Below are 21,240 nucleotides of genomic sequence, written 5' to 3'. Positions count from 1 at the left end.
AGATATGAACCATTGACATACTATATTCATGATGAGGTGAGGACAACATGATCGATTTGGTGGAAATTAAGCAAGAGCTTGAGAAAATGGCTAAGCGATTAGCGGAAATCAGGGGGTCTCTTTGACCTCGAAGCGAAGCAGGAGCGCATTCGCGAATTAGAGGAGCAAATGGCCGCGCCCAACTTTTGGGATGACCAGAAGGCGGCGCAGGCGGTCATTTCCGAAGCGAATGCGCTCAAAGATCTCGTCGAGGAATTTTCTTCACTGGAAGAACGGTTTGACAACTTGGAAGTGACGTACGAATTGCTCAAGGAGGAGCCGGATGACGAGCTCCAAGCTGAGCTGGTCGAGGAAGCGAAAAAGCTGACAAAAGACTTCAGCGAGTTTGAGTTGCAGCTGCTGCTCAATGAGCCGTATGATCAAAACAACGCTATTTTGGAGCTCCACCCGGGCGCGGGCGGCACGGAGTCGCAAGACTGGGCGTCGATGTTGTTGCGCATGTACACGCGCTGGGCGGAGAAAAAAGGGTTCAAAGTCGAGACGCTCGACTACCTCCCGGGCGAGGAAGCGGGGATTAAAAGCGTCACGCTGCTCATTAAAGGGCATAACGCTTACGGCTACTTAAAAGCGGAAAAAGGGGTGCACCGCCTTGTGCGCATCTCCCCGTTTGATGCCTCGGGCCGCCGCCATACGTCGTTCGTCTCGTGCGAAGTCGTGCCGGAGATGGATGATAACATTGAAATTGAGATCCGGCCGGAAGAGCTGAAAATCGACACGTACCGCTCGAGCGGAGCGGGCGGGCAGCACGTCAACACGACCGACTCGGCCGTGCGCATCACTCACTTGCCGACTGGCATTGTCGTGACGTGTCAGTCGGAGCGGTCGCAAATTAAAAACCGCGAAAAAGCGATGAATATGTTGAAGGCGAAATTGTACCAAAAGAAACTCGAGGAACAGCAGGCCGAACTCGCTGAGCTGCGCGGCGAGCAAAAAGAAATCGGCTGGGGCAACCAAATTCGTTCGTACGTCTTCCATCCGTATTCGCTTGTCAAAGACCATCGGACGAACGTCGAGGTCGGCAATGTGCAAGCGGTGATGGATGGGGAAATTGATGTGTTTATTGACGCGTATTTGCGTGCGAAGTTGAAGTAAAGGGCGATCATCGGATCGTCCTTTTTTTGCTTCAAAATCGTGTTTTGGCCTTTTGACGCATCTATGCTTTCGTGATACGCTGAAGGTAATGATAAGGAAAAAGGAGGGCGATGGCTTTGGCTGTGCGCAAACAATTGCTTTACGAACTGATTGACCGGTTGGATGAAACGGATCATCAAACCGCGTACGATTTTTTGATGTACTTGCTTGATCGGTCCAGAAAGGAACGAATGGTATGGGAGCGGATTGACGAAACAGATGAAGAAGAAGCGTTGACGGAAGAAGAGCGCCAGCAGCTGCAAAGCGATGAAGGATATATCACCGGGGGAGAAGCCAAGCGTGAATTCGGGCTACAAGTTGATTTACCGTAAGGCTGCAGTCAAATTCATCGCTAGGCAAGAAAAAGAGGTTCAAGAACGGTTGGCCTCTGGGTTGCAAGGTCTGCTTGCGATCCCACCACAGGGGGATATTAAAAAGTTGAAGGGGCAGGATGGATTATATCGGCTGCGAATCGGAACATATCGTGTGTTGTTTCGCATCGATCATGATGAACGAATCATCTATATTGAGGCGATCGGCAACCGCGGGGATGTGTATTGAGGCTTGTATTTTTTGGCTAGGGCGATCATCGGATCGTCCTTTTTTCCTTTATCATAGCAGACCGTTATCGCGTTAACTGGCTGTCATTTACTTGCCAAAACGGGCATGCTATACTCACAGAGGAAGGTGGGGAAGCATGCGGAAGCGAAGAGAGAAGACCATGCCTCCGACGTTGGAGGGAGCTTTGGAGTATGTGTATGTTCTGGTCGGCGCGGCAGTTGTCGCGGTGGCGTTTAACGTGTTTTTGCTGCCGAATCGGATCGCCTCGGGCGGGGTAAGCGGCGTGAGCACGATTATGCACGCGCTGTTTGGCATTGAGCCTGCCTACGTCCAATGGGCGCTCAACATTCCGCTCTTTATCGCTGGCGTTGTGCTGCTAGGCCGGCAGTTTGGCGTCAAGACGTTTGTCGGGACGGTGTTTTTGCCGTTGGTCGTCTACATGACGAAAGGGATGGAGCCGGCGACGACGAATCCGCTTCTTGGCGCGATCTTTGGCGGTATCGGTGTCGGGCTCGGCCTTGGCATTGTATTTCGCGGCCGCGCTTCGACGGGTGGCACCGATTTGGCGGCGCAAATCATCCATAAATATACCGGGCTATCGCTCGGCATGTGTGTGATTTTGATTGACGGCTTGATCGTGTTGACCGCGGCGTTTGTCTTTGACATTGAGCGAGCGCTCTACGCGCTGATCGCCTTGTATGTGACGAGCAAAACGATCGACCTCGTCCAAGTTGGGCTTGGCTATTCGAAAATTGCCTTGATTATTACCAATGAAGAGGAAAAAGTGCGCCGCGCCATTTTGCACGAAATCGATCGCGGGGTGACGCGGCTGCCGGCGTACGGTGGTTACACCGAACACGAACGGCCGGTACTGATGTGCGTCGTCGCGCAATCCGAGTTCACGAAATTGAAACAATTGGTCCGAACCATTGATCCGACAGCGTTTGTCGTCGTGGCCAACGCCGTCGAAGTGCTTGGAGAGGGATTTCAACGTACGTAAAACGGAAAAAATCGGTTATAATAAAAGAGAATGAAATTTTTGTTTTCTGGGGGGAGTTCGCCATGAAGTGGAAGTTGGCTGCGATGTTCCTTGGCGTTTCGCTCGCGCTTGCCGCGTGCGGCGGTGGCGGGGACAACGCTGGGAACAACAACGGCAACAATGGTGGAGGAGATACCGCCGCGTCCGCCGAGCAAATTTATAAACAAAACTGTGCGTCCTGTCATGGACAAGACTTGTCGGGCGGGGTCGGCCCGAACTTGCAAAAGGTTGGAAGCAAGTACTCCAAAGAGCAGATCAAAGAGATCATTGCCAACGGCCGCGGCGCCATGCCGGCCGGAATCATTAAAGGGGAAGACGCTGATAAAGTGGCGGAATGGCTCGCTTCGAAAAAATGAAAAGGATCACCGCATGTGCACCGTCTGGTTGAACCGAAAACCAGACGGTGTGTTTTTTTGGGCCGTTTTTCCTACTCTTGCTTTTGTTGGCCATTTGAAATATAAATGTAAAATTCGACAATAGAAAATCGTGTTATAATAATCTTTGCGGAATTTTGCAGGATTCATTCGAAACAGCTCGAGAAAGGGCAACAGGAAAGTCGAAAATAGGTGATGATGATGATTGAAATGCAAGATGTATACAAAACGTATCCAAACGGCGTTGTGGCGTTAAACGGCATCAACGTTCGCATCAAGCAAGGAGAATTCGTCTATGTCGTTGGACCCAGCGGAGCTGGAAAGTCGACGTTTATTAAGATGATGTACCGCGAGGAAAAGCCGACGAGCGGCAAAATCATCGTCAATGGCGTGAACCTCGCTAAAATCAAAGACAGCAAAGTCCCGTTGCTGCGCCGCAACATCGGCGTTGTGTTTCAAGATTTCAAGCTGCTTCCGAAGCTCAATGTCTATGAAAATGTGGCGTTTGCGTTGGAAGTCATTGAAGAATCGCCGAAAGCGATCCGCAAAAAAGTGATGGAAGTACTCGACTTAGTCGGCCTCAAACATAAAGTCCGCTCTTACCCGAACGAACTGTCCGGGGGCGAACAGCAGCGCGTTTCGATTGCCCGCTCGATTGTCAATTCCCCCAAAATCGTCATTGCCGATGAACCAACAGGGAACTTGGATCCAGAAACGTCATGGGGAATTATGGAGTTGTTTGAGAAAATCAACGACCGGGGCACAACGATTGTGATGGCGACCCACAACAAAGAGATCGTCAACGCGACTCGTCGGCGCGTCATCGCCATCGAAAACGGAAAAATTGTCCGTGACGAGGCGAAGGGGGAATACGGTTATGACGCTTAATACGTTCAAGCGCCACGTTCGGGAGAGCATGAAAAGCCTCGGCCGCAACGGTTGGATGACATTTGCGTCCGCGAGCGCCGTCACGGTGACGTTGTTGCTTGTCGGTGTCTTTTTTGTCGTCATGTTTAACATCAACCATTTCGCCAAAAAAGTCGAAAACGATGTCGAAATTCGCGTCCATATCGAGCTGACCGCTGACAGCCGGCAAAAAGACGCCTTGCGCCGGCAAATTGAAGCCATTCCAAACGTGAAGGAAGTGCGCTATTCATCAAAGGACGAAGAGCTGAAGCGGCTGATCAAAAGCATGGGGGACGAAGGCTCGTCGTTCCGCTTATTTGAACAGGACAACCCACTAAGCGATGTATACGTCGTGAAAGCGACCCATCCGCAAGATACAGTGAAAATCGCCAAACAAATCGAAACATTGCCGTTCGTTCATAAAGTCAATTATGGCCAAGGGACGGTCGAGAAGCTGTTTGACGCGCTGAAAGTGGCGCGCAACGTTGGGCTCGTGCTCATTCTCGGATTGTTGTTTACGGCGATGTTTCTCATTTCCAACACGATCAAAATTACGATTTTCGCCCGCCGCCGCGAGATTGAAATCATGCGGCTCGTGGGCGCGACGAACGGGTTTATCCGCTGGCCGTTTTTTTTGGAAGGGCTATGGCTTGGAATGCTCGGCGCTCTCTTCCCGATCGCGGCGCTTTCGATCGTGTACTACAACGTGTATCAGGTGTATGAACAGTGGGTTTCCTTGCCGTTTTTTGAACTTCTTCCGTTTTCGCCGTTTATGTGGCAGTTAAGCGGGCTGCTGCTAGTGATTGGCGCCGGCATCGGCGTCTGGGGAAGCGTTATGTCTGTGCGCAAGTTTTTAAAAGTATAAATGATAGAAAGGGAGAGGGGAAAGATGAAAAAGAAACGCATGTTGGCGCTCGCTGTTGCCGGGGCGCTTGGGCTGGGCATTCTCCCGCCGGCAGCGAACGCCGTCAGTACGCGCGACATCGAGCAGAAGCGGGATGAAATGAATTCGCTGCGTTCGAAGCGGTCCGATGTCGAGCAAAAAATCAATGAGGCGCAAAAAACGATCGAATCGCTTCGCTCGCAACAGCGCCAAGTTGCCAATGACATTCAAAAACTCAACGTGGCGATTGACGAAACGAGCGGCAAAATCCGCAACGTCAGCAAAGATATTGATGAAACCGAGCAGGCGATCGAGACACTGAAACAAGAGATTGCCGAAATTCAAGAGCGGATTGAAAAGCGGAACGAAATTTTAAAAGGGCGGATGCGTTCGCTTCAGGAAAGCGGCGGGGCGATCAGCTACTTGCAAGTATTGCTTGGCGCCCAAAGCTTCAGCGACTTCATCGACCGGATGAGCGCTGTCACCACGATTATGGAAGCGGACCAGCAAATCATCCGTGAACAGGAAGCGGACAAAGCGCTGAAAGAAAAAAAGGAAACAGAATTGACCGAAAAGCGGAACAAGCTGCAGGCGGATTTGCAAGAATTGAAGCAGCTGCAGGCTGAACTGGCTGGCCAGCTGGAACAAAAAAATCGCCTGATGGCCGATTTGAAGCAAAAAGAGGAAGAAGAGCATGATCATAAGATGGCGCTTGAAGAAGAAAAAGAACTGATCGCCAAACAAGAAGCGGCGGTGAAAGAGCAGCTTGCCGAACTCGAACGGCAAAAACGGGCCGAAGAAGAAGCGAAACAGAAGGGACGTACATATACCGCGCCAAACGATGGAGGATCGTCATCAGAAGAAGCGCCATCGGGCGGCAGCACACCGCCTGTGTCGAGCGGGGCCTTCACCCGTCCAGCCAACGGTCCGATCACCTCGGGCTTTGGCTACCGGTTTGGCGGCACGGACTTCCATCCCGGGGTCGACATTGGCAAGCGAGCTCCTGTTGTGCCGGTTGTCGCGGCAGCGGACGGCATTGTGTTCCGCTCCTACTATTCTAGCAGCTACGGCAACGTCATTTTCGTCAGCCATGTGATTAATGGGCAAACCTATACGACCGTGTATGCTCATTTAGAAGCGCGTCTTGTCGGCGAAGGGCAGCACGTTCGCAAAGGACAAGTCATCGGTTATATGGGTAATACTGGAAATTCGACCGGTCCGCACCTTCATTTTGAACTGCACCGCGGCGGCTGGAACCCAGGAAAAACGAATGCGGTCGATCCGCGTAATTACATCGCTTTCTAAATTCTGCTATACGCAACTTGTCTGTCTATGAGACGGACAAGTTGCGTATTTTTTTGATTGATTTGACATCAAGGAAAACGGTTTGGCTGCACCACATCCCCCCTTGACTCTGTACCTTAGTACACTGTTTATCTTTCCGATTTGGAAGCCGGGCATGAGCTGACGTTTACCCAGCCGGAAGGGCGGAACATCTTTGTCTTTGTCATTGAGGGGGATTTGGCGTTAAACGGTGAGGCCCATCTCGAACGGCGCGATGCGGCCCGTATTACGGACACGCCGGCGCTTCGCTTGGTGACGAACGAAGGAGCGCAGTTCATGCTCATTGATTTGCCCAAAGAGGAGTAAGAGCATTTCGTTTTTGTGCGGTTCATTCGTTTGACGGCCACTTCGGATGCGGCTAAAAAGACGAATCAAAAAGAGGCATCGTTCGCCAAAATGGCGGGGGGTGCCTCTTTTTTCCGCGCCCGTATGAGTTGAGAAATCAAAACGCAGCGTGTAAACTAGTAAAGGATAGACAACGAATGAGCATACTCGGTACAAGCCTAACATATGATGGAGATAAAGGCATGGCACGGCGTTTGGGCGGTGCTTTTCCTTTTCTCATTGGCGTTAGAGGCATCCGCTTGTTTCGCCGAAGGAGAACGAAGAGACCCCCTTTCCCTTCCGTTGCAGGCAATGGAAAGGGCAGGTTTAGGGTGAGGAGGAAACAACGTGAAGAAAACGACAACGGCCGCACTCATGGCCATCTCGATGCTCATCGGGGCCGGCGGGACGTATGCCGGTTTGCAGCTGGCTGGCGGAGCAGAAGACGGGCCGATGCCGGAGGCCATTTCTGAGGAACTGTCCAAGACGGCCAGCGATCATGACGAAATGAAAAAAATCCGCCAGGCGTACGAACTCATTAAAAACCGGTATGTGGAAAAAGTGGATGAAGAAACATTAACGGAAGGCGCCATTCAAGGGATGATCGACACGCTCCATGATCCGTATTCCGTCTACATGGATGCGGAAACGACGGAGCAGTTCAATGAGTCGCTCGACTCGTCGTTTGAAGGAATCGGCGCCGAAGTGAGCATGATCGACGGCAAGGTGACGATCGTCGCTCCGATCAAAAATTCGCCGGCGGAAAAAGCGGGGCTGAAGCCGAACGACCAAATTTTGCGAGTGAACGGGGAAAGCCTAGAGGGGCTTGACTTGTATGAAGCGGTGCTGAAAATCCGCGGCAAAAAAGGGACGACAGTGGAGCTTGACATTTTGCGCCCGGGCGTCAAAAACGTGATGAAAGTCAAAGTCGTCCGCGACGAAATTCCGATTCAGACGGTGTATGAGTCGGTCAAAACGTATGAAGGCAAAAAGGCCGGCTATTTGCAAATTACATCATTCTCGGAAAACACGGCCGCCGATTTTAAAAAGAAACTGGCGAAGCTTGAGGCCGAACATATTGATGGCTTGATCATCGATGTGCGCGGCAACCCGGGCGGCTATTTGCAAAGCGTTGAGGAAATTTTGAAGCAACTCATCCCGAAAGGCAAACCATATGTGCAAATTGAAGAACGCGATGGCGATCGGCAAAAGTTTTATTCCGATTTAACGGCGAAAAAGCCATACCCGATCGTCGTGCTCATCGACAAAGGAAGCGCATCGGCGTCAGAGATTTTGGCCGGAGCGATGAAGGAAGCGGGCGGCTACAAGCTGGTCGGCGAGGCAACGTTCGGCAAAGGGACGGTGCAGCAGGCGATCCCGATGGGCGACGGCAGCAACATCAAATTGACGCTGTACAAATGGCTGACGCCAGACGGGCATTGGATCCATAAAAAAGGGATCAAGCCGGATGTCGCGGTGGCGCAGCCGGATTATTTCCACGTCGCTCCGCTTCATGTCGAAAAACCGCTTCGGTATGACATGAACGACGAGCAAATCGCCAATGCGCAAAAAATGCTCAAAGGGCTTGGCTTCAACCCGGGCCGCACGGACGGCTACTTCAGCAAAGACACCGAGCAAGCCGTCCAAGCGTTCCAAAAAGCGAATCAGCTCCCGGTTACGGGGCGAATCGATGAGACGACGGCGGATGTGTTGCAAACGAAAATCATGGAAGCCGTCCGCGATCCGAAGCATGATGTGCAGTTGAAAAAAGCGCTTGGCGTGTTGTTTCCGTCGCGCGCGAGCCAATGATGACGAGTAAAGAGAAAAGGGTGCCTCTGACAACGCAGAGGCACCCTTTTCTTTGTGACTGATTTGCCTGTGGACTATCGCTGGCTTCCTACAAATGGGCTGGTGTTTTCTCCTTTTCTGATGGAAGCGGCAGCTGCACGGTTTTTTCGACCGCAAACCGGGGCCGCCGTTTCACCTCTTGATACATTTTGCCGATGTATTCCCCGATGAGGCCGAGGCTCATGAGCACCAGCCCGCCGATGAACCAAATGGAGATCATGAGCGACGTCCAGCCTGATTCGGCGTGCCCGAGAAGTTTGCTGATGAGGGCGTACAGCCCGGATGCACCGCTCGCGAGAAAGGCCAAAAAACCGATGAGCGTAATGGCGCGAATCGGTGCGACGCTCAAGGACGTGATGCCGTCAAAGGCGAAGGCAAGCATCTTTTTGAGCGGGTATTTCGACTGTCCAGCCCACCGCTCATGCCGGTCGTAAAAGACGCACGTCGAGCGGAAGCCGACGAGCGGAACCAACCCGCGCAAAAAGAGATTGACTTCCGTATAACGGCTCAGTTCATCGAGCGCCCGCTTGCTCATCAGCCGGAAGTCGGCATGGTTGTAAATCAGCTCGATTCCGATGGCCCTCATGAACCGATAAAAGGCTTGGGCGGTCGTACGCTTGAACCACGTGTCTGTCTTTCGGCTCCGCCGCACGCCATACACGATGTCATATCCTTCGCGGTATTTTTGCACAAATTCGCGGATCGCCTCCACATCGTCTTGCAAATCGGCGTCAATGGATACGGCGCAATCGGCGTACGCGCGAACCGTTTCGAGTCCAGCGAGCAGCGCCCGCTGATGGCCGACGTTGCGCGCGAGCTTGATGCCCGCCACGAAAGGATTTCGCTCGCTTTCTTCTTCAATGAGCGCCCATGTCCGGTCGCGGCTGCCGTCGTCGACAAACACGATATGGCTGCCGATGGCGACTGCTCCTTCTTCGAGCAGCTGCTCAAGCAAAGCGGTCAGCCGCCGGGCCGTTTCTGGCAGCACTTCTTCTTCGTTGTAGCAGGGGACGACGATGGCTAACAATGGTTTGTCCACCATGTTTCTTACCTCCCTTTCACTCCACTTCGTACACATAAATTTTCCAGACTGACTGTCGATCAGTGAACGCCCGCAAGAAGCGGAGATGGATGTCGCGGGCGTTTTCGATCGGAACGGAGGAAAAAATGTACTTGCCACCAAGCTGTTTGAACGCCTTTGTGTCGATCTCGAAATGACGGATGACCTTATGCGAGCGTTTCGTGAACATGTAATGTTTCCCGAGCTCTGCCGAAAACAAATAGACGCGGTTGCCCCAATGGTCGAAATAGTCTTTCAGCACGGGGCTTTTGTCTAATTCTTTGGCAATGATGCGGCGGAACTTCCGCTTATACGATAACGGGTAAAAATTGTTGTACGTATCGAGCGTATAAAACCCGTTGTATTGGGCGATGGCCGGGTGAAGTCCAACGCTGGCGACGCGGTAGGACGATACCGGCTTGCCGATGTATTGCTTGATTTTGGTAAATAAATGTTCGGAATAAAACTGCTCGAACGATGGGGTGCCAGCGAGGCGATAGCGGATTTCTTCATTAAACCCGCCAAGCAAAAGCAGCTGCAGCGCCAAGGCGATCGGCACGAGGCGCCGCCATGCGGTCCGTTCCTTGGCTAAGATTTGCAAGGCCAAGGCAAAATCGATGTAAATGACCATCGGCCGCAAAAAATGGAAGCGGGCGAAATTGAACGTATTCAAAAGGGAAATTCGTTCTTTCAGCGGCTGCCACCCTTTGTAAAACCAAAACGCATACCAAGCCGATAAGGCGATGTTCAACCAAAACAACAAAAGGAAGCGTCGCTCCAATGGCCCGCGCTGATGGCGGCGCAAAACGAGAAAAAACGCTGCCCAAAGCACCGGCAAGATGATCGGCCCATGGACGGTCATCACATGCGTATGGCCGAGCACATAATTTTTCAACGTTAAACGAAGGCAATGGACGAAGCTGAGCCGCGAGGAGAGGAACTCGTTCCGGCTCGTCGGTTCGCCGCTGAAGACAAGCGAGTACACGAGGCGGTACTCGATGGCCAAAAAGATGCCAGTCATGAGGGCGATCGCGGCGAAAAACCGCTTGTTCCATTGCTTGCGGACAACGCCGTCAAACAGCCACACCGCCGTCATCGCGGCGAGGAAAAAGAAAAATCCGAGCACAAAGCTGGCGTAAAACGGAAGCAAGATGATCGCCAGCCATTCTTTCCATGTCACTTCTCCGTTGCGGATCGACAGAAACGCCCAAAGCGCCAGCGGCATGCCGAGCGTGCTTAACATGCCGGACGGCCAAAACGGTGTCAGCGCAAAAGCAAGCGCCGCCCCGACGCGAATGAGCCATGATTCCGGTGAAGACAAAAAGTGGCGCCTGAGCAGCCAATACATGCCTAAAAAGGCGAATACCCTCGTGATCGTTTGGCTGATGGCGTACGCCACCATGGAGGGAAACAAAGCGTGCAGCCACACGATGCCGCTGAATTCAGTGCCGAAGGCGTTGCGCGGCAACCCGTTGATCACTTGCGGAATCACGGCGTCAAGCGGGCCAAACAATTGTCCACTTCGGGCAAGCACGCGGTACCAGGCGATGTTTGAGTCCATATTGTCATGGACACGAATGTGAGCATGCTCGCCGAGAAGGTAAAGCGGGGAAAGATAGAGCGCTAAGATAAGAAAGGAAGCGGCGATGGCCCTGCGTTCAATCTGTTTCACTTGTTGCTCCCCCTTTTTGGACAGGTGTAGCATTGGCAACACGGGACATTATACATTATAAACTGTAGATGAGCATTTTTCATTACAATAATTTCCATGGTTAGAGAGACAAACAGGGTACCCCTTACGCGATACGGAGCGGTTTTTTGATCACATCAATGGGAATCTCTTGCTTTGCAGCGTCATAAATGAACTCGACGACGCTGTGGTCTTTCCGCGACCGAAGAAGCTCCAGCCCGGTGGAGAGGTTTTGTCGGGATTCGGCGATGCTGTACACGCAGGAGAGCAGCACCACCGCCCAATACCGTTTCACCGCCCGAATGTGGCGAACGCGGTATCCATCCAGCTTCAGTTGATCTTTCGCCTGCCGGAAAAAGCACTCGATCGTCCAGCGCTGGGCGTAGTAACGCAAGATGTCTTCGTCCCCGAGTTCCCGGTCGGTGCTCAAGATGCAATGAAGATGTTCCGGCGCCATCGGCTGATCCGCCTTCCAAGCCAGCAGCACCACCGCGTCATCGAGGCCATGGATGGCCCCCTCATAGCGATACACGCGATAACGCTCCTGCCCCACCGTGACGAGGCGGGTGTCTTTGGACTCGATATAGCGGGCAAACTGCTTGGCTTGGATGGCGATGCCTTTCGGGTAGAGAATCCGGTTCGTCTTGAGCATCGCGATGACATGGAATCCCTGTTTCAGACAGGCTTCGATGAGCTTTTTGGACGGATACCACGAATCCATGAGCACATACACCGGCTGAGCCCGCTTCACCTTGAGCGAGGAAAGCATCTCGATCGCCAGGTCGATCTTGCTTTTTCCCGCTTTCTTGTCATACAGGCGGAACGCAAATGGGAACGCCTGCGTGAAGGTGTGCACCATCAGCCAAACGAGCGAATGCCCCCAGACCGATTGATGATCTTTATGCGAGTAGTGCCAGTCGCACCCTTGAATGGCGTGCACAGCCCGTGACGAAGGCTTTGTTTTTTGGCAAATCGTATCATCAATCGAAACAAAAAGGGGTTGATTCTTCCGTTTGGCCAGTCGTTCGACCTGGGAAAGGATCCACTCTTGAAGCTTCCCAAGCAGCCTTTCCTCGTTCCAAGGGCTTTTCGTGAAAAAGTGACGGAGCGTCGTTCGATGATTCGGATGAAAGCTCCAGTAATGAATATCAGTCAATGTTCCCGAGAATCCCTTGGTGGTCAAGGCATCGACAATATGAATGAGATGCTTGATGACCGGTTTGGAAAGCTGCAGCGTCAACCCCAGCGTGAAGAAAAACTTGTGGATTCCTTGGTGATGTGCTAATCTATTCATGAGACATGAACCTCCTTGTGGATAGTTGGTGGTACATCTATTCTAACCAAGGAATCGGGTTCATGTCTCCTTTTTTGTTTAGTTGTCAATTTATGTCAGTGAATTTGCTCATCTACAGATTATAAAGAACGATGATTAAAAAAGAATGAAAAAAGAGTAAAGAAGCAGTGAAGAGAAGGAAAAGGACGGATCATAAGGAAGGGCAGAAAAAACGCCCTGCCTAAGGCAGAGCGCACGATAAACTCGTTGCCTGTTTGGTGGGGCTGATTGTGCCTTTGCACGGTTAGACAAACAAGTTCATCACCCGCCCGAGGCCGCGCCGTTTCCGCTTCGGTTCTTCGGACGGATTGTGCGGGGCGGGCGGCTGGTGATTCAGCTGTTGCTCGAGGCGGGCAACGAGCTGTTCCAAGGCGGTCAGGCGGGCGGTGATTTCTTCCATCTCCCGTCGGTGGTGCAGCAATTGAACGGAAACGACGTCATCCGCTTTTTGTTCCAGTTGCTGCTCGAGTTGATCAAGGCGCAGGGAGACGCGGCTGATTTCCGGTCCGACATATTCTTGAAACAGGGCATGAATAGGAACGTTCGGCGGCGATGTTGAAGGACGGCTAGGGGCCGGCGGTGTTTTCGGTTCTGCTTTCGGCTGCGTTTCCAGCGCGGCGCCTTGTTCAAATTTGACCCGCTCAAGCAGGGCGATCGTTTTTTCGTCAAACAAGTAGTGGCCGGCTTCATTTTTTTGCAGCGGAATGTTGTATTTCCGCACCCAGCGCTGGATCGTTTTTGGCGACACTCCGAGACGGGCGGCAACGTCGGGTGTTTTTAACTCCATCGTTCCACTCCTCCTTTTTTGTCTTCTTCTATATCCCTTTTTTCATTGGCATAAGAAATCCTGCCCGGGCGACAAAACTAGTGTCCATTCGGCAAAGAAAGTGGAAAACAGCGCAAATTCGCCATTCAGGCAAAAAAGATGGCGGCAGGCATGGGATTTGTCCCAGTCATTTGGTAGAATAGAAGATACCTGAATCCGTGACAGCAGCTCATCAAAAGCACCGGAAAACGTAATCATATCAAGGGTTTAGCCCAGTTTCGGATGTTCACTTATTGAGTGAAAAGCAAAAAGTGTGATATTTGTTGATTTATCAAGCTTTCTCAGCAGTTTGAACGCGTTTTTATCACGGATTCAGGAGATAAAGAATGGGGAACGAAGCGAGGGGGAAGGCGGATGGCAACTTGGGGATTGGAATGGTTGGAAGGCGTCGCCGATGTGTGGCGGCAGCCGCTCTTGTATTACGGCCTGCTGTTGGCCTGGGGTGCCGGCTGGCGGCGGGTGAAGCGGGAGCGCCGCGATTTTCATGTGCGCGTCTATCGGCTGGGGCAAGAATGGCGTGGGCTTTGGACGTGGGGATGGGTTGCGGGCGCTGTGCTGTCTGTCATTGCGTCCGGCATCGGGCTCGCGTTGCCGCCGGATGCGGTGTGGGCGGTGACGGGGTTGACGATCCTGCTTGGCCTGACGATGGAGGCGCGCCTCCTTTCACCGGCTTATACAGTGGGCGGAGCGCTCGTCTTGCTCGGCTTGGCGGGGCCAAGCGGACTTGCCGCTCATCTGTTGTCAGACGGTGCGGCGGATGGAGGGGCGCTTGCCGCCCTGCTTGTGTTGTTGCTGTTGGCGGAAGGATGGCTGATTCTCCGCTCGCGAAATGGGGCGGCCTCGCCGCAGCTTGCGAGAAGCAAACGTGGAATGATTGTCGGCATGCAGTGGACGCAACGGTTTTGGTTTGTGCCGGTCGTGCTGCCGATATCCGACGGCGCGTTGCCGTCGGTTTCGTGGTGGCCGCTCATTCCAGCTGGGGACGGCTATTCGTTTTGGCTTGTGCCGTTTCTTCTCGGCTTTTCGCAGCGCCGGCAGCACGTGCTGCCGGCGGAAGCAGCTCGTGAAGAAGGGCGGCGCGTGCTTCGCCTCGCTTGGCTTGTCGCCGTGCTGGCCGTCTTCGGATTATGGCATCCGTTGCTAGGGGCTGCCGCAGGAGCTGCAGCCATCATTGGGCGGGAGTGGATTGCCTTTTCCGGTCACCGCGCCGACCGCGCCCGCCCGCCCCGGTTTGCCCGCCATCCGCAAGGCGTGGTGATCGTCGGGGTGCTCCCGAATTCCAAAGCGGAACAAATGGGGTTAAGCATTGGTGAAGTGATTGTAAAAGCGAACGGCGTTCCAGTGCAGACTGAGGCCGAGTTTTACGAGGCGCTCCAGCGCAACCGCGCGTTTTGCAAGCTGGAAGTCATCAGCCATAACGGCGAGATCCGCTTCGTTCAAGGAGCGGTGTATGAAGACGGCCACCACGAACTTGGTCTGCTGTTCGTTCATCAACGAGGCTCTTCGGCGTCCGAAGCTGTGTCGTAAAGGAGACTAGACGTATGTGGTTTCTCGCGGCCCTTATCATCCCGTGCCTTTTGTTGCTGCTGTTTGCGCGGGTGACGTACAACCGTTACATTGCGTTGTTGTTGACCGTTGCCTTGCTTGTCGCCTCGTATGCCAAAGGGTATACGGACGAGCTGCACGAAATCGTCGCCGACATCGCCTCGACGATTGCCGGTTTTCTGTTGGCGGGGCGAATGTTGGACAACTTAAAGAAATGACAGAGAAGCGGACCCATCTGCAGCGGTCCGCTTTTTTATCTATGCAGCTGGAAGCGGCCTGACGGAATGGAAATCGCTGTGCAGGTTGGAACGAATACCAGTTCGCGTTTTTTGTGCATCTGCGCAGAGGATATGATACAATGGGGAAAGATGGATTGAAGAAGGAGGCGAAACGGTGGAGGGCCGTTTTCAATTAGTGTCGCCGTACGAACCGCAAGGCGATCAGCCGCAGGCGATCGCCAAGCTTGTGGACGGCTTGCAGCGGGGTGTGAAACATCAAACGCTCCTTGGGGCGACGGGGACGGGCAAAACGTTTACGATCTCGAACGTGATCGCCCAAGTCAACAAGCCGACGCTTGTCATCGCCCACAACAAAACGCTCGCCGGTCAATTGTACAGCGAGCTGAAAGAGTTTTTCCCACACAACGCCGTCGAATATTTTGTCAGCTATTACGATTATTATCAGCCGGAAGCGTACGTGCCGCAGACGGATACGTACATTGAAAAAGATGCGAAAATCAACGATGAAATCGACAAATTGCGGCACTCGGCAACGTCGGCGTTGTTTGAGCGCCGGGATGTCATCATCGTGGCCAGCGTCTCATGCATTTACGGCTTAGGGTCGCCGGAAGAATACCGCGAGCTTGTCGTTTCATTGCGCGTGGGGATGGAAATCGAGCGCAACGTGCTGCTGCGGCGGCTCGTTGACATCCAATACGACCGCAATGATATCGACTTTCGGCGCGGCACGTTCCGCGTCCGCGGCGATGTGGTCGAAATTTTCCCCGCGTCGCGCGATGAACATTGCATTCGCGTCGAATTTTTTGGCGATGAAATCGAGCGCATCCGCGAGGTGGACGCCTTGACGGGCGAAGTGCTCGGCGAGCGCGAGCATGTCGCCATTTTCCCGGCGTCGCACTTCGTCACGCGCGAGGAGAAAATGCGGCTCGCCATTCAAAACATCGAACAAGAGCTTGAGGAGCGGCTCGCCGAACTGCGCGCCCAAGGAAAGCTGTTGGAGGCGCAGCGGCTGGAGCAACGGACGCGCTATGATTTGGAAATGATGCGCGAGATGGGCTTTTGTTCCGGCATCGAAAACTACTCGCGCCATTTGGCGCTGCGGCCGCCGGGATCGACGCCGTATACATTGCTTGACTATTTTCCGGACGATTTTTTGATTATCGTCGATGAGTCACACGTCACCTTGCCGCAGCTGCGCGGCATGTACAACGGCGACCGGGCGCGCAAGCAAGTGCTCGTCGACCACGGCTTCCGTCTGCCGTCGGCGCTCGACAACCGACCGCTCACGTTTGAAGAGTTCGAGCAAAAAATCCATCAAATTATTTACGTCTCGGCGACGCCGGGGCCGTACGAGCTCGAGCACAGCCCGGGCGTTGTCGAACAAATCATCCGCCCGACCGGGCTTCTTGACCCAACAATCGACGTCCGTCCGACAAAAGGACAAATCGACGATTTGATCGGCGAAATTCATGAGCGCGTCGAGCGGAATGAACGGACGCTCGTGACGACGCTGACGAAAAAAATGGCGGAGGATTTGACCGATTATTTAAAAGAAGCGGGGATCAAGGTGGCGTATTTGCATTCGGAAATTAAGACGCTCGAGCGCATTGAAATCATCCGCGATTTGCGGCTCGGCAAATACGATGTACTGGTCGGCATCAACTTGCTGCGGGAAGGATTGGACATTCCGGAAGTGTCGCTTGTCGCCATTTTGGACGCCGACAAAGAAGGGTTTTTGCGTTCGGAGCGCTCGCTCATCCAGACGATCGGCCGGGCGGCGCGCAACGCGAACGGCCATGTGATCATGTACGCCGATACAGTGACGAAATCGATGGAAATCGCTATTCAAGAGACGAAGCGGCGCCGCGCGATTCAAGAAGAGTACAACCGAAAGCACGGCATCGTGCCGCGCACGGTGAAAAAGGAGATTCGCGACGTCATCCGCGCGACGTATGCGGCGGAAGAGACGGAGATGTACGAGGCGAAGCCGGCGGCAGCGATGACGAAACAAGAGCGGGAAGAGCTGATTCGAACGCTCGAGACGGAGATGAAAGAGGCGGCCAAAGCGCTCGACTTCGAGCGGGCCGCCCAGCTGCGCGACGTCATTTTCGAATTGAAAGCGGAAGGATGATGGCCGGGTGAACGGAATGGAGAAAATCATTGTCAAAGGGGCGCGCGCCCACAACTTGAAAAACATTGACGTTGAAATCCCGCGCGGCAAGCTCGTCGTCTTGACCGGGCTGTCCGGGTCGGGGAAGTCGTCGCTGGCGTTTGATACGATTTACGCGGAAGGTCAGCGACGCTACGTCGAATCGCTGTCGGCGTACGCCCGCCAGTTTTTAGGGCAGATGGAAAAACCGGACGTCGATGCGATTGAAGGATTGTCGCCGGCCATTTCGATCGACCAAAAAACGACGAGCCGCAACCCGCGCTCAACCGTCGGCACGGTGACAGAAATTTACGATTACTTGCGGCTTCTATTCGCCCGCATCGGCCGCCCTGTTTGTCCGACGCACGGCATTGAAATCCAATCGCAGACGATCGAGCAAATGGTCGACCGGCTGCTTGCTTACCCGGAGCGGACGAAAATGCAAATTTTGGCGCCGATCGTCTCGGGAAAAAAAGGGACGCACGCCAAGACATTGGAGGATATTCGCAAACAAGGGTATGTGCGCGTTCGCATTGACGGTGAGATGCGCGAGTTGACGGAGGACATTGAGCTGGAAAAAAACAAAAAACATTCGATTGATGTCGTCGTCGACCGGGTTGTCATCAAGGACGGCATCGCATCAAGGCTTGCCGATTCGTTGGAGACGGCGCTGAAGCTCGCCGACGGCAAAGTGGTCGTTGACGTGATCGGCGAGGGGGAGCTCTTGTTCAGTGAAAAGCACGCTTGTCCGTACTGCGGCTTTTCGATCGGGGAGCTTGAACCGCGCCTCTTTTCGTTCAACAGTCCGTTCGGCGCCTGCCCGGACTGCGACGGGCTCGGGGTGAAGCTCGAAGTGGATCTCGATTTGGTCATCCCGAACGATGAGCTGACGTTAAAAGAACACGCCATCGCTCCGTGGGAGCCGCAAAGCTCGCAATACTACCCGCAGCTGCTCGAAGCTGTGTGCCGCCACTACGGCATCCCGATGGACGTGCCGGTGAAGGAGTTGCCGAAAGAGCAGCTCGCGAAAATTTTGTACGGCAGCGGCGGTGAGCCGATTTATTTCCGCTATACGAACGATTTTGGCCAAGTGCGTGAACAATACATCGCATTTGAAGGCGTCGTTCGCAACATCGAGCGCCGCTACCGGGAGACAAGCTCCGATTACATTCGCGAGCAGATGGAAAAGTATATGGCGGAACAACCGTGTCCGACATGCCAAGGCTACCGGCTGAAAAAAGAAAGCCTGGCCGTCCTTGTCGGCGGCAAGCATATCGGCGAGGTCACCGCCATGTCGGTGACCGAGGCGCTCGCCTTTTTTGACGGGCTCGAGCTGACCGAAAAAGAGGCGCAAATCGCCCGCCTTATTTTGCGTGAAATTCGCGACCGGCTCGGCTTTTTGCAAAACGTCGGCCTCGACTATTTGACGCTCAGCCGTTCAGCCGGCACGCTCTCCGGCGGCGAGGCGCAGCGCATCCGCTTGGCGACGCAAATCGGCTCGCGGCTGACGGGGGTGCTGTACGTCCTCGACGAGCCGTCGATCGGGCTTCATCAGCGCGACAACGATCGCTTGATCGCGACGTTGAAAAGCATGCGCGACCTCGGCAATACGCTCATTGTCGTGGAGCACGACGAGGATACGATGCTAGCCGCGGACTATTTGATTGACATCGGCCCGGGGGCGGGCATCCACGGCGGCGAGGTCGTCGCCGCCGGCACGCCGGAAGAGGTGATGGACAATCCGAACTCGCTCACCGGCCAGTATTTGTCAGGAAAAAAATTCATCCCGATTCCGGCCGAGCGGCGCCGTCCGGACGGACGTTGGCTTGAGGTGGTCGGCGCGCGCGAGCATAACTTGAAAAACGTATCGGTGAACATCCCGCTCGGCACGTTTGTCGCTGTCACCGGGGTGTCGGGCTCGGGCAAAAGCACGCTTGTCAACGAAGTGTTGTATAAGGCGCTGGCGCAAAAGCTCAACCGGGCGAAAGCCAAGCCGGGCGAGCATCGCGACATCCGCGGGCTGGAGCATCTCGACAAAGTGATTGACATCGACCAGTCGCCGATCGGCCGCACGCCACGGTCGAACCCGGCGACGTACACCGGGGTGTTTGACGACATCCGCGACGTGTTTGCCTCAACGAACGAAGCGAAAGTGCGCGGCTACAAAAAAGGGCGGTTCAGCTTCAATGTCAAAGGCGGGCGCTGCGAGGCGTGCCATGGCGATGGGATCATCAAAATTGAGATGCACTTTTTGCCGGACGTGTACGTCCCGTGCGAAGTGTGCCACGGCAAACGGTACAATCGTGAAACGCTCGAGGTGACGTATAAAGGGAAAAACATCGCCGATGTCTTGGACATGACGGTCGAAGATGCGCTCGACTTTTTCGCCTCGATCCCGAAAATCAAACGCAAGCTCGAGACGCTCTATGACGTCGGGCTTGGGTATATGAAGCTCGGTCAGCCGGCGACAACGCTCTCCGGCGGCGAGGCGCAGCGCGTCAAGCTCGCCGCTGAGCTTCACCGCCGCTCCAACGGCCGGACGCTCTACATTTTGGACGAGCCGACGACCGGGCTTCATGTTGATGACATCGCCCGGCTGCTTGACGTGCTCCATCGGCTCGTCGACAACGGTGATACCGTGCTTGTCATCGAGCATAATTTGGACGTCATCAAAACCGCGGACTATATTATTGATTTAGGCCCAGAGGGCGGCGACCGCGGCGGGCAAATCGTGGCCGTCGGCACGCCGGAAGAGGTGGCCGAGGTCGAGGCATCGCACACCGGCCGCTACTTAAAACCGATTCTCGAACGCGACCGGGCGCGCATGCAGGCGCAATATGAAGCGGCGAAGGCGTAAAGGCCTTTGCGGCTTTGTCCGCCGCTTGGGACACCGGCGGCCTCCGCCTTTTTTTGCCGTCGGCAGGAAACTTTTCCTAGCGGCCGTCGTATATACAGGTAAAGGAAACTTGGAAAGGGGATTGCCGATTGTCGACGAACAAAGTGTTATCCGCGCTTTGTTATTTCAGCGTCTTTTTTGCGCCGTTCATTTTGCCGATTGTCGTCTATTTTGTTGTCGAAGATCTTGAAGTCAAACGCCATGCGAAGCGGTCGCTCGTGTCGCATTTGATTCCGGCCGTTACGATCCTCTTGTTCATTGCGTTGGCCGCGTCGCCGGTGCTGTTCGGCCATTGGGGCGAGGAATCGCTTCTTTTTGGCGGCGGGCTCGTCTGGCTTGGGTTCCTCGTTGCTGGGGCGGTGAATCTTGTTGTCATTGTTTGGAATGTCATAAAAGGGATTCAAGTGTTAAAATAAGAGAAAGCGCCCGTTTGCCGGCGAATGCCGTGGCCCCGTTTCTTTGGGACTGTAACAAGGTGTGGCCGGCGGGCGCGAGACTCGAATAAAGATGGTGATGAAATGCTCAATTGGCTGATCGGTGTGTTGATCAATACGGTGTTGCTCATGGCGATTGACGGCTATTTTGACGATATTCACTTCAGCGGCATCGGCGCGGCGTTTTTGGCGAGCGTGATTTTGGCGGTGCTCAACGCCGTCGTTCGCCCGGTGCTCATCTTGTTGACGCTGCCGGTGACCGTGTTGACGCTCGGTTTGTTTTTGTTTGTCATTAACGCCATCACGCTCATGATGACTGCAGGGCTGATGGGCGATGCGTTTCAAATCGGCGGCTTTGGCACGGCGCTGCTTGCGTCGATCGTCTTGTCGTTTTTCCATTTGCTTGTGCAAAAAGCGGTGATCGAGCCGCTCCACAACCGGTCGTAACGGGGCGTGATCCATTGGAAGGCCGGTGGCGCCATGGTTTTCCGTGATCGTGTGAAAAGATGGCGAATGCGGCAAGAGGTTGCAATGGGAGAAACGATGCGGTGAAGATCGTTTCGGTTTGATGTGTTTGGCTTGATCGGGACGGGGTGAG

19 protein-coding genes and 1 pseudogene are annotated in these 21,240 nt (G+C 54.1%); 16 read left to right on the top strand and 4 right to left on the bottom strand.

Features of this window, described 5'->3' with window-relative positions; all coding sequences use genetic code 11:
- The first annotated feature begins 47 nt into the window (after positions 1 to 47).
- From prfB to NSQ51_RS14735, 10 genes and pseudogenes are all read left to right on the top strand, one after another.
- Positions 48 to 1,152, top strand: a protein-coding gene (gene prfB, locus NSQ51_RS14780) for a peptide chain release factor 2 (protein WP_121650115.1) whose coding sequence is annotated in 2 segments (ribosomal slippage) — positions 48 to 122 and positions 124 to 1,152 — 1,104 coding nt in all. Because the reading frame shifts where the segments join, the coding sequence is not laid out codon by codon here.
- Positions 1,153 to 1,262: 110 nt separating this feature from the next.
- Entirely contained in the window at positions 1,263 to 1,523 is a 261-nt protein-coding gene (locus NSQ51_RS14775; protein ID WP_011232575.1) for a hypothetical protein, read from the top strand.
- On the top strand, positions 1,492 to 1,752 hold the full coding sequence (locus NSQ51_RS14770) for a type II toxin-antitoxin system RelE/ParE family toxin (RefSeq protein WP_013524619.1): 261 nt from the start codon (positions 1,492 to 1,494) through the stop codon (positions 1,750 to 1,752). The genes NSQ51_RS14775 and NSQ51_RS14770 overlap by 32 nt, the downstream gene beginning before the upstream one ends.
- Positions 1,753 to 1,888: 136 nt before the next feature.
- Complete coding sequence (locus NSQ51_RS14765) at positions 1,889 to 2,752, top strand: YitT family protein (protein WP_049624810.1); 864 nt, start codon at positions 1,889 to 1,891, stop codon at positions 2,750 to 2,752.
- 62 nt (positions 2,753 to 2,814) lie between these two features.
- Entirely contained in the window at positions 2,815 to 3,147 is a 333-nt protein-coding gene (gene cccB / locus NSQ51_RS14760; RefSeq protein ID WP_033015007.1) for a cytochrome c551, read from the top strand.
- A 219-nt stretch (positions 3,148 to 3,366) separates the two neighbouring features.
- Positions 3,367 to 4,053 (top strand): cell division ATP-binding protein FtsE, encoded by a 687-nt coding sequence (gene ftsE / locus NSQ51_RS14755; protein ID WP_033015009.1) that lies wholly within the window; start codon positions 3,367 to 3,369, stop codon positions 4,051 to 4,053.
- A complete protein-coding gene (gene ftsX / locus NSQ51_RS14750) occupies positions 4,043 to 4,936 on the top strand; it encodes a permease-like cell division protein FtsX (protein ID WP_064213620.1) in 894 nt (297 codons plus the stop codon). Before ftsE ends, ftsX begins: the two co-directional genes overlap by 11 nt.
- Positions 4,937 to 4,960: 24 nt before the next feature.
- Entirely contained in the window at positions 4,961 to 6,259 is a 1,299-nt protein-coding gene (locus NSQ51_RS14745; protein WP_049624811.1) for a peptidoglycan DD-metalloendopeptidase family protein, read from the top strand.
- A gap of 123 nt (positions 6,260 to 6,382) precedes the next feature.
- Positions 6,383 to 6,604, top strand: a pseudogene (locus NSQ51_RS14740) (pirin-like C-terminal cupin domain-containing protein); the annotation flags it as partial.
- Between the two features lie 366 nt (positions 6,605 to 6,970).
- Complete coding sequence (locus NSQ51_RS14735) at positions 6,971 to 8,431, top strand: S41 family peptidase (protein ID WP_033015012.1); 1,461 nt, start codon at positions 6,971 to 6,973, stop codon at positions 8,429 to 8,431.
- Between the two features lie 88 nt (positions 8,432 to 8,519).
- On the opposite strand, the gene NSQ51_RS14730 is transcribed toward NSQ51_RS14735, so the two are convergent.
- The 4 genes from NSQ51_RS14730 to NSQ51_RS14715 all read right to left on the bottom strand — a co-directional run bounded on the left by NSQ51_RS14730 (position 8,520) and on the right by NSQ51_RS14715 (position 13,340).
- Complete coding sequence (locus NSQ51_RS14730; RefSeq protein WP_033015013.1) at positions 8,520 to 9,512, bottom strand: glycosyltransferase family 2 protein; 993 nt, start codon at positions 9,510 to 9,512, stop codon at positions 8,520 to 8,522.
- 16 nt (positions 9,513 to 9,528) lie between these two features.
- The gene (locus tag NSQ51_RS14725; protein WP_121650116.1) at positions 9,529 to 11,202 is read right to left on the bottom strand and encodes a DUF6044 family protein; all 1,674 of its coding nucleotides are present in this window, start codon (positions 11,200 to 11,202) and stop codon (positions 9,529 to 9,531) included.
- Between the two features lie 124 nt (positions 11,203 to 11,326).
- Positions 11,327 to 12,514 (bottom strand): IS701 family transposase, encoded by a 1,188-nt coding sequence (locus NSQ51_RS14720; protein ID WP_342462700.1) that lies wholly within the window; start codon positions 12,512 to 12,514, stop codon positions 11,327 to 11,329.
- A gap of 283 nt (positions 12,515 to 12,797) precedes the next feature.
- On the bottom strand, positions 12,798 to 13,340 hold the full coding sequence (locus NSQ51_RS14715; RefSeq protein ID WP_033012045.1) for a MerR family transcriptional regulator: 543 nt from the start codon (positions 13,338 to 13,340) through the stop codon (positions 12,798 to 12,800).
- A 393-nt stretch (positions 13,341 to 13,733) separates the two neighbouring features.
- Here NSQ51_RS14715 and NSQ51_RS14710 point away from each other — a divergent pair, with 393 nt between their 5' ends.
- The 6 genes from NSQ51_RS14710 (at position 13,734) to NSQ51_RS14685 (ending at position 21,089) form a co-directional block, all read left to right on the top strand.
- Complete coding sequence (locus tag NSQ51_RS14710; RefSeq protein ID WP_033015020.1) at positions 13,734 to 14,906, top strand: PDZ domain-containing protein; 1,173 nt, start codon at positions 13,734 to 13,736, stop codon at positions 14,904 to 14,906.
- 14 nt (positions 14,907 to 14,920) lie between these two features.
- Positions 14,921 to 15,142: a CsbA family protein gene (locus NSQ51_RS14705; RefSeq protein ID WP_033012047.1), complete on the top strand. Its 222-nt coding sequence runs from the start codon at positions 14,921 to 14,923 to the stop codon at positions 15,140 to 15,142.
- A gap of 175 nt (positions 15,143 to 15,317) precedes the next feature.
- Positions 15,318 to 17,294 (top strand): excinuclease ABC subunit UvrB, encoded by a 1,977-nt coding sequence (gene uvrB, locus NSQ51_RS14700; RefSeq protein WP_049625137.1) that lies wholly within the window; start codon positions 15,318 to 15,320, stop codon positions 17,292 to 17,294.
- A 16-nt stretch (positions 17,295 to 17,310) separates the two neighbouring features.
- Positions 17,311 to 20,169: an excinuclease ABC subunit UvrA gene (gene uvrA / locus NSQ51_RS14695; protein ID WP_049625150.1), complete on the top strand. Its 2,859-nt coding sequence runs from the start codon at positions 17,311 to 17,313 to the stop codon at positions 20,167 to 20,169.
- 128 nt (positions 20,170 to 20,297) lie between these two features.
- A complete protein-coding gene (locus NSQ51_RS14690; RefSeq protein WP_011232554.1) occupies positions 20,298 to 20,624 on the top strand; it encodes a DUF4870 domain-containing protein in 327 nt (108 codons plus the stop codon).
- Between the two features lie 102 nt (positions 20,625 to 20,726).
- The gene (locus tag NSQ51_RS14685; protein WP_033015030.1) at positions 20,727 to 21,089 is read left to right on the top strand and encodes a phage holin family protein; all 363 of its coding nucleotides are present in this window, start codon (positions 20,727 to 20,729) and stop codon (positions 21,087 to 21,089) included.
- Positions 21,090 to 21,240: the final 151 nt, after the last annotated feature.

The organism is Geobacillus sp. FSL K6-0789 (assembly GCF_038593135.1).
Lineage (GTDB): Bacteria > Bacillota > Bacilli > Bacillales > Anoxybacillaceae > Geobacillus > Geobacillus stearothermophilus.
The sequence above is the reverse complement of the archived record's forward strand: the minus strand, read 5'-3'. Positions and strand labels throughout refer to the sequence as shown.

What these genes read in the sequence shown, in the direction of transcription:
- NSQ51_RS14775 (WP_011232575.1), top strand. Translation starts at nt 1,263, where the DNA reads ATGGCTTTGGCTGTGCGCAAACAATTGCTTTACGAACTGATTGACCGG.
- NSQ51_RS14765 (WP_049624810.1), top strand. Translation starts at nt 1,889, where the DNA reads ATGCGGAAGCGAAGAGAGAAGACCATGCCTCCGACGTTGGAGGGAGCT.
- cccB (WP_033015007.1), top strand. Translation starts at nt 2,815, where the DNA reads ATGAAGTGGAAGTTGGCTGCGATGTTCCTTGGCGTTTCGCTCGCGCTT.
- ftsE (WP_033015009.1), top strand. Translation starts at nt 3,367, where the DNA reads ATGATTGAAATGCAAGATGTATACAAAACGTATCCAAACGGCGTTGTG.
- ftsX (WP_064213620.1), top strand. Translation starts at nt 4,043, where the DNA reads ATGACGCTTAATACGTTCAAGCGCCACGTTCGGGAGAGCATGAAAAGC.
- NSQ51_RS14745 (WP_049624811.1), top strand. Translation starts at nt 4,961, where the DNA reads ATGAAAAAGAAACGCATGTTGGCGCTCGCTGTTGCCGGGGCGCTTGGG.
- NSQ51_RS14730 (WP_033015013.1), bottom strand. Translation starts at nt 9,512, where the DNA reads ATGGTGGACAAACCATTGTTAGCCATCGTCGTCCCCTGCTACAACGAA.
- NSQ51_RS14720 (WP_342462700.1), bottom strand. Translation starts at nt 12,514, where the DNA reads ATGAATAGATTAGCACATCACCAAGGAATCCACAAGTTTTTCTTCACG.
- NSQ51_RS14715 (WP_033012045.1), bottom strand. Translation starts at nt 13,340, where the DNA reads ATGGAGTTAAAAACACCCGACGTTGCCGCCCGTCTCGGAGTGTCGCCA.
- NSQ51_RS14710 (WP_033015020.1), top strand. Translation starts at nt 13,734, where the DNA reads ATGGCAACTTGGGGATTGGAATGGTTGGAAGGCGTCGCCGATGTGTGG.
- NSQ51_RS14705 (WP_033012047.1), top strand. Translation starts at nt 14,921, where the DNA reads ATGTGGTTTCTCGCGGCCCTTATCATCCCGTGCCTTTTGTTGCTGCTG.
- uvrA (WP_049625150.1), top strand. Translation starts at nt 17,311, where the DNA reads ATGGAGAAAATCATTGTCAAAGGGGCGCGCGCCCACAACTTGAAAAAC.
- NSQ51_RS14685 (WP_033015030.1), top strand. Translation starts at nt 20,727, where the DNA reads ATGCTCAATTGGCTGATCGGTGTGTTGATCAATACGGTGTTGCTCATG.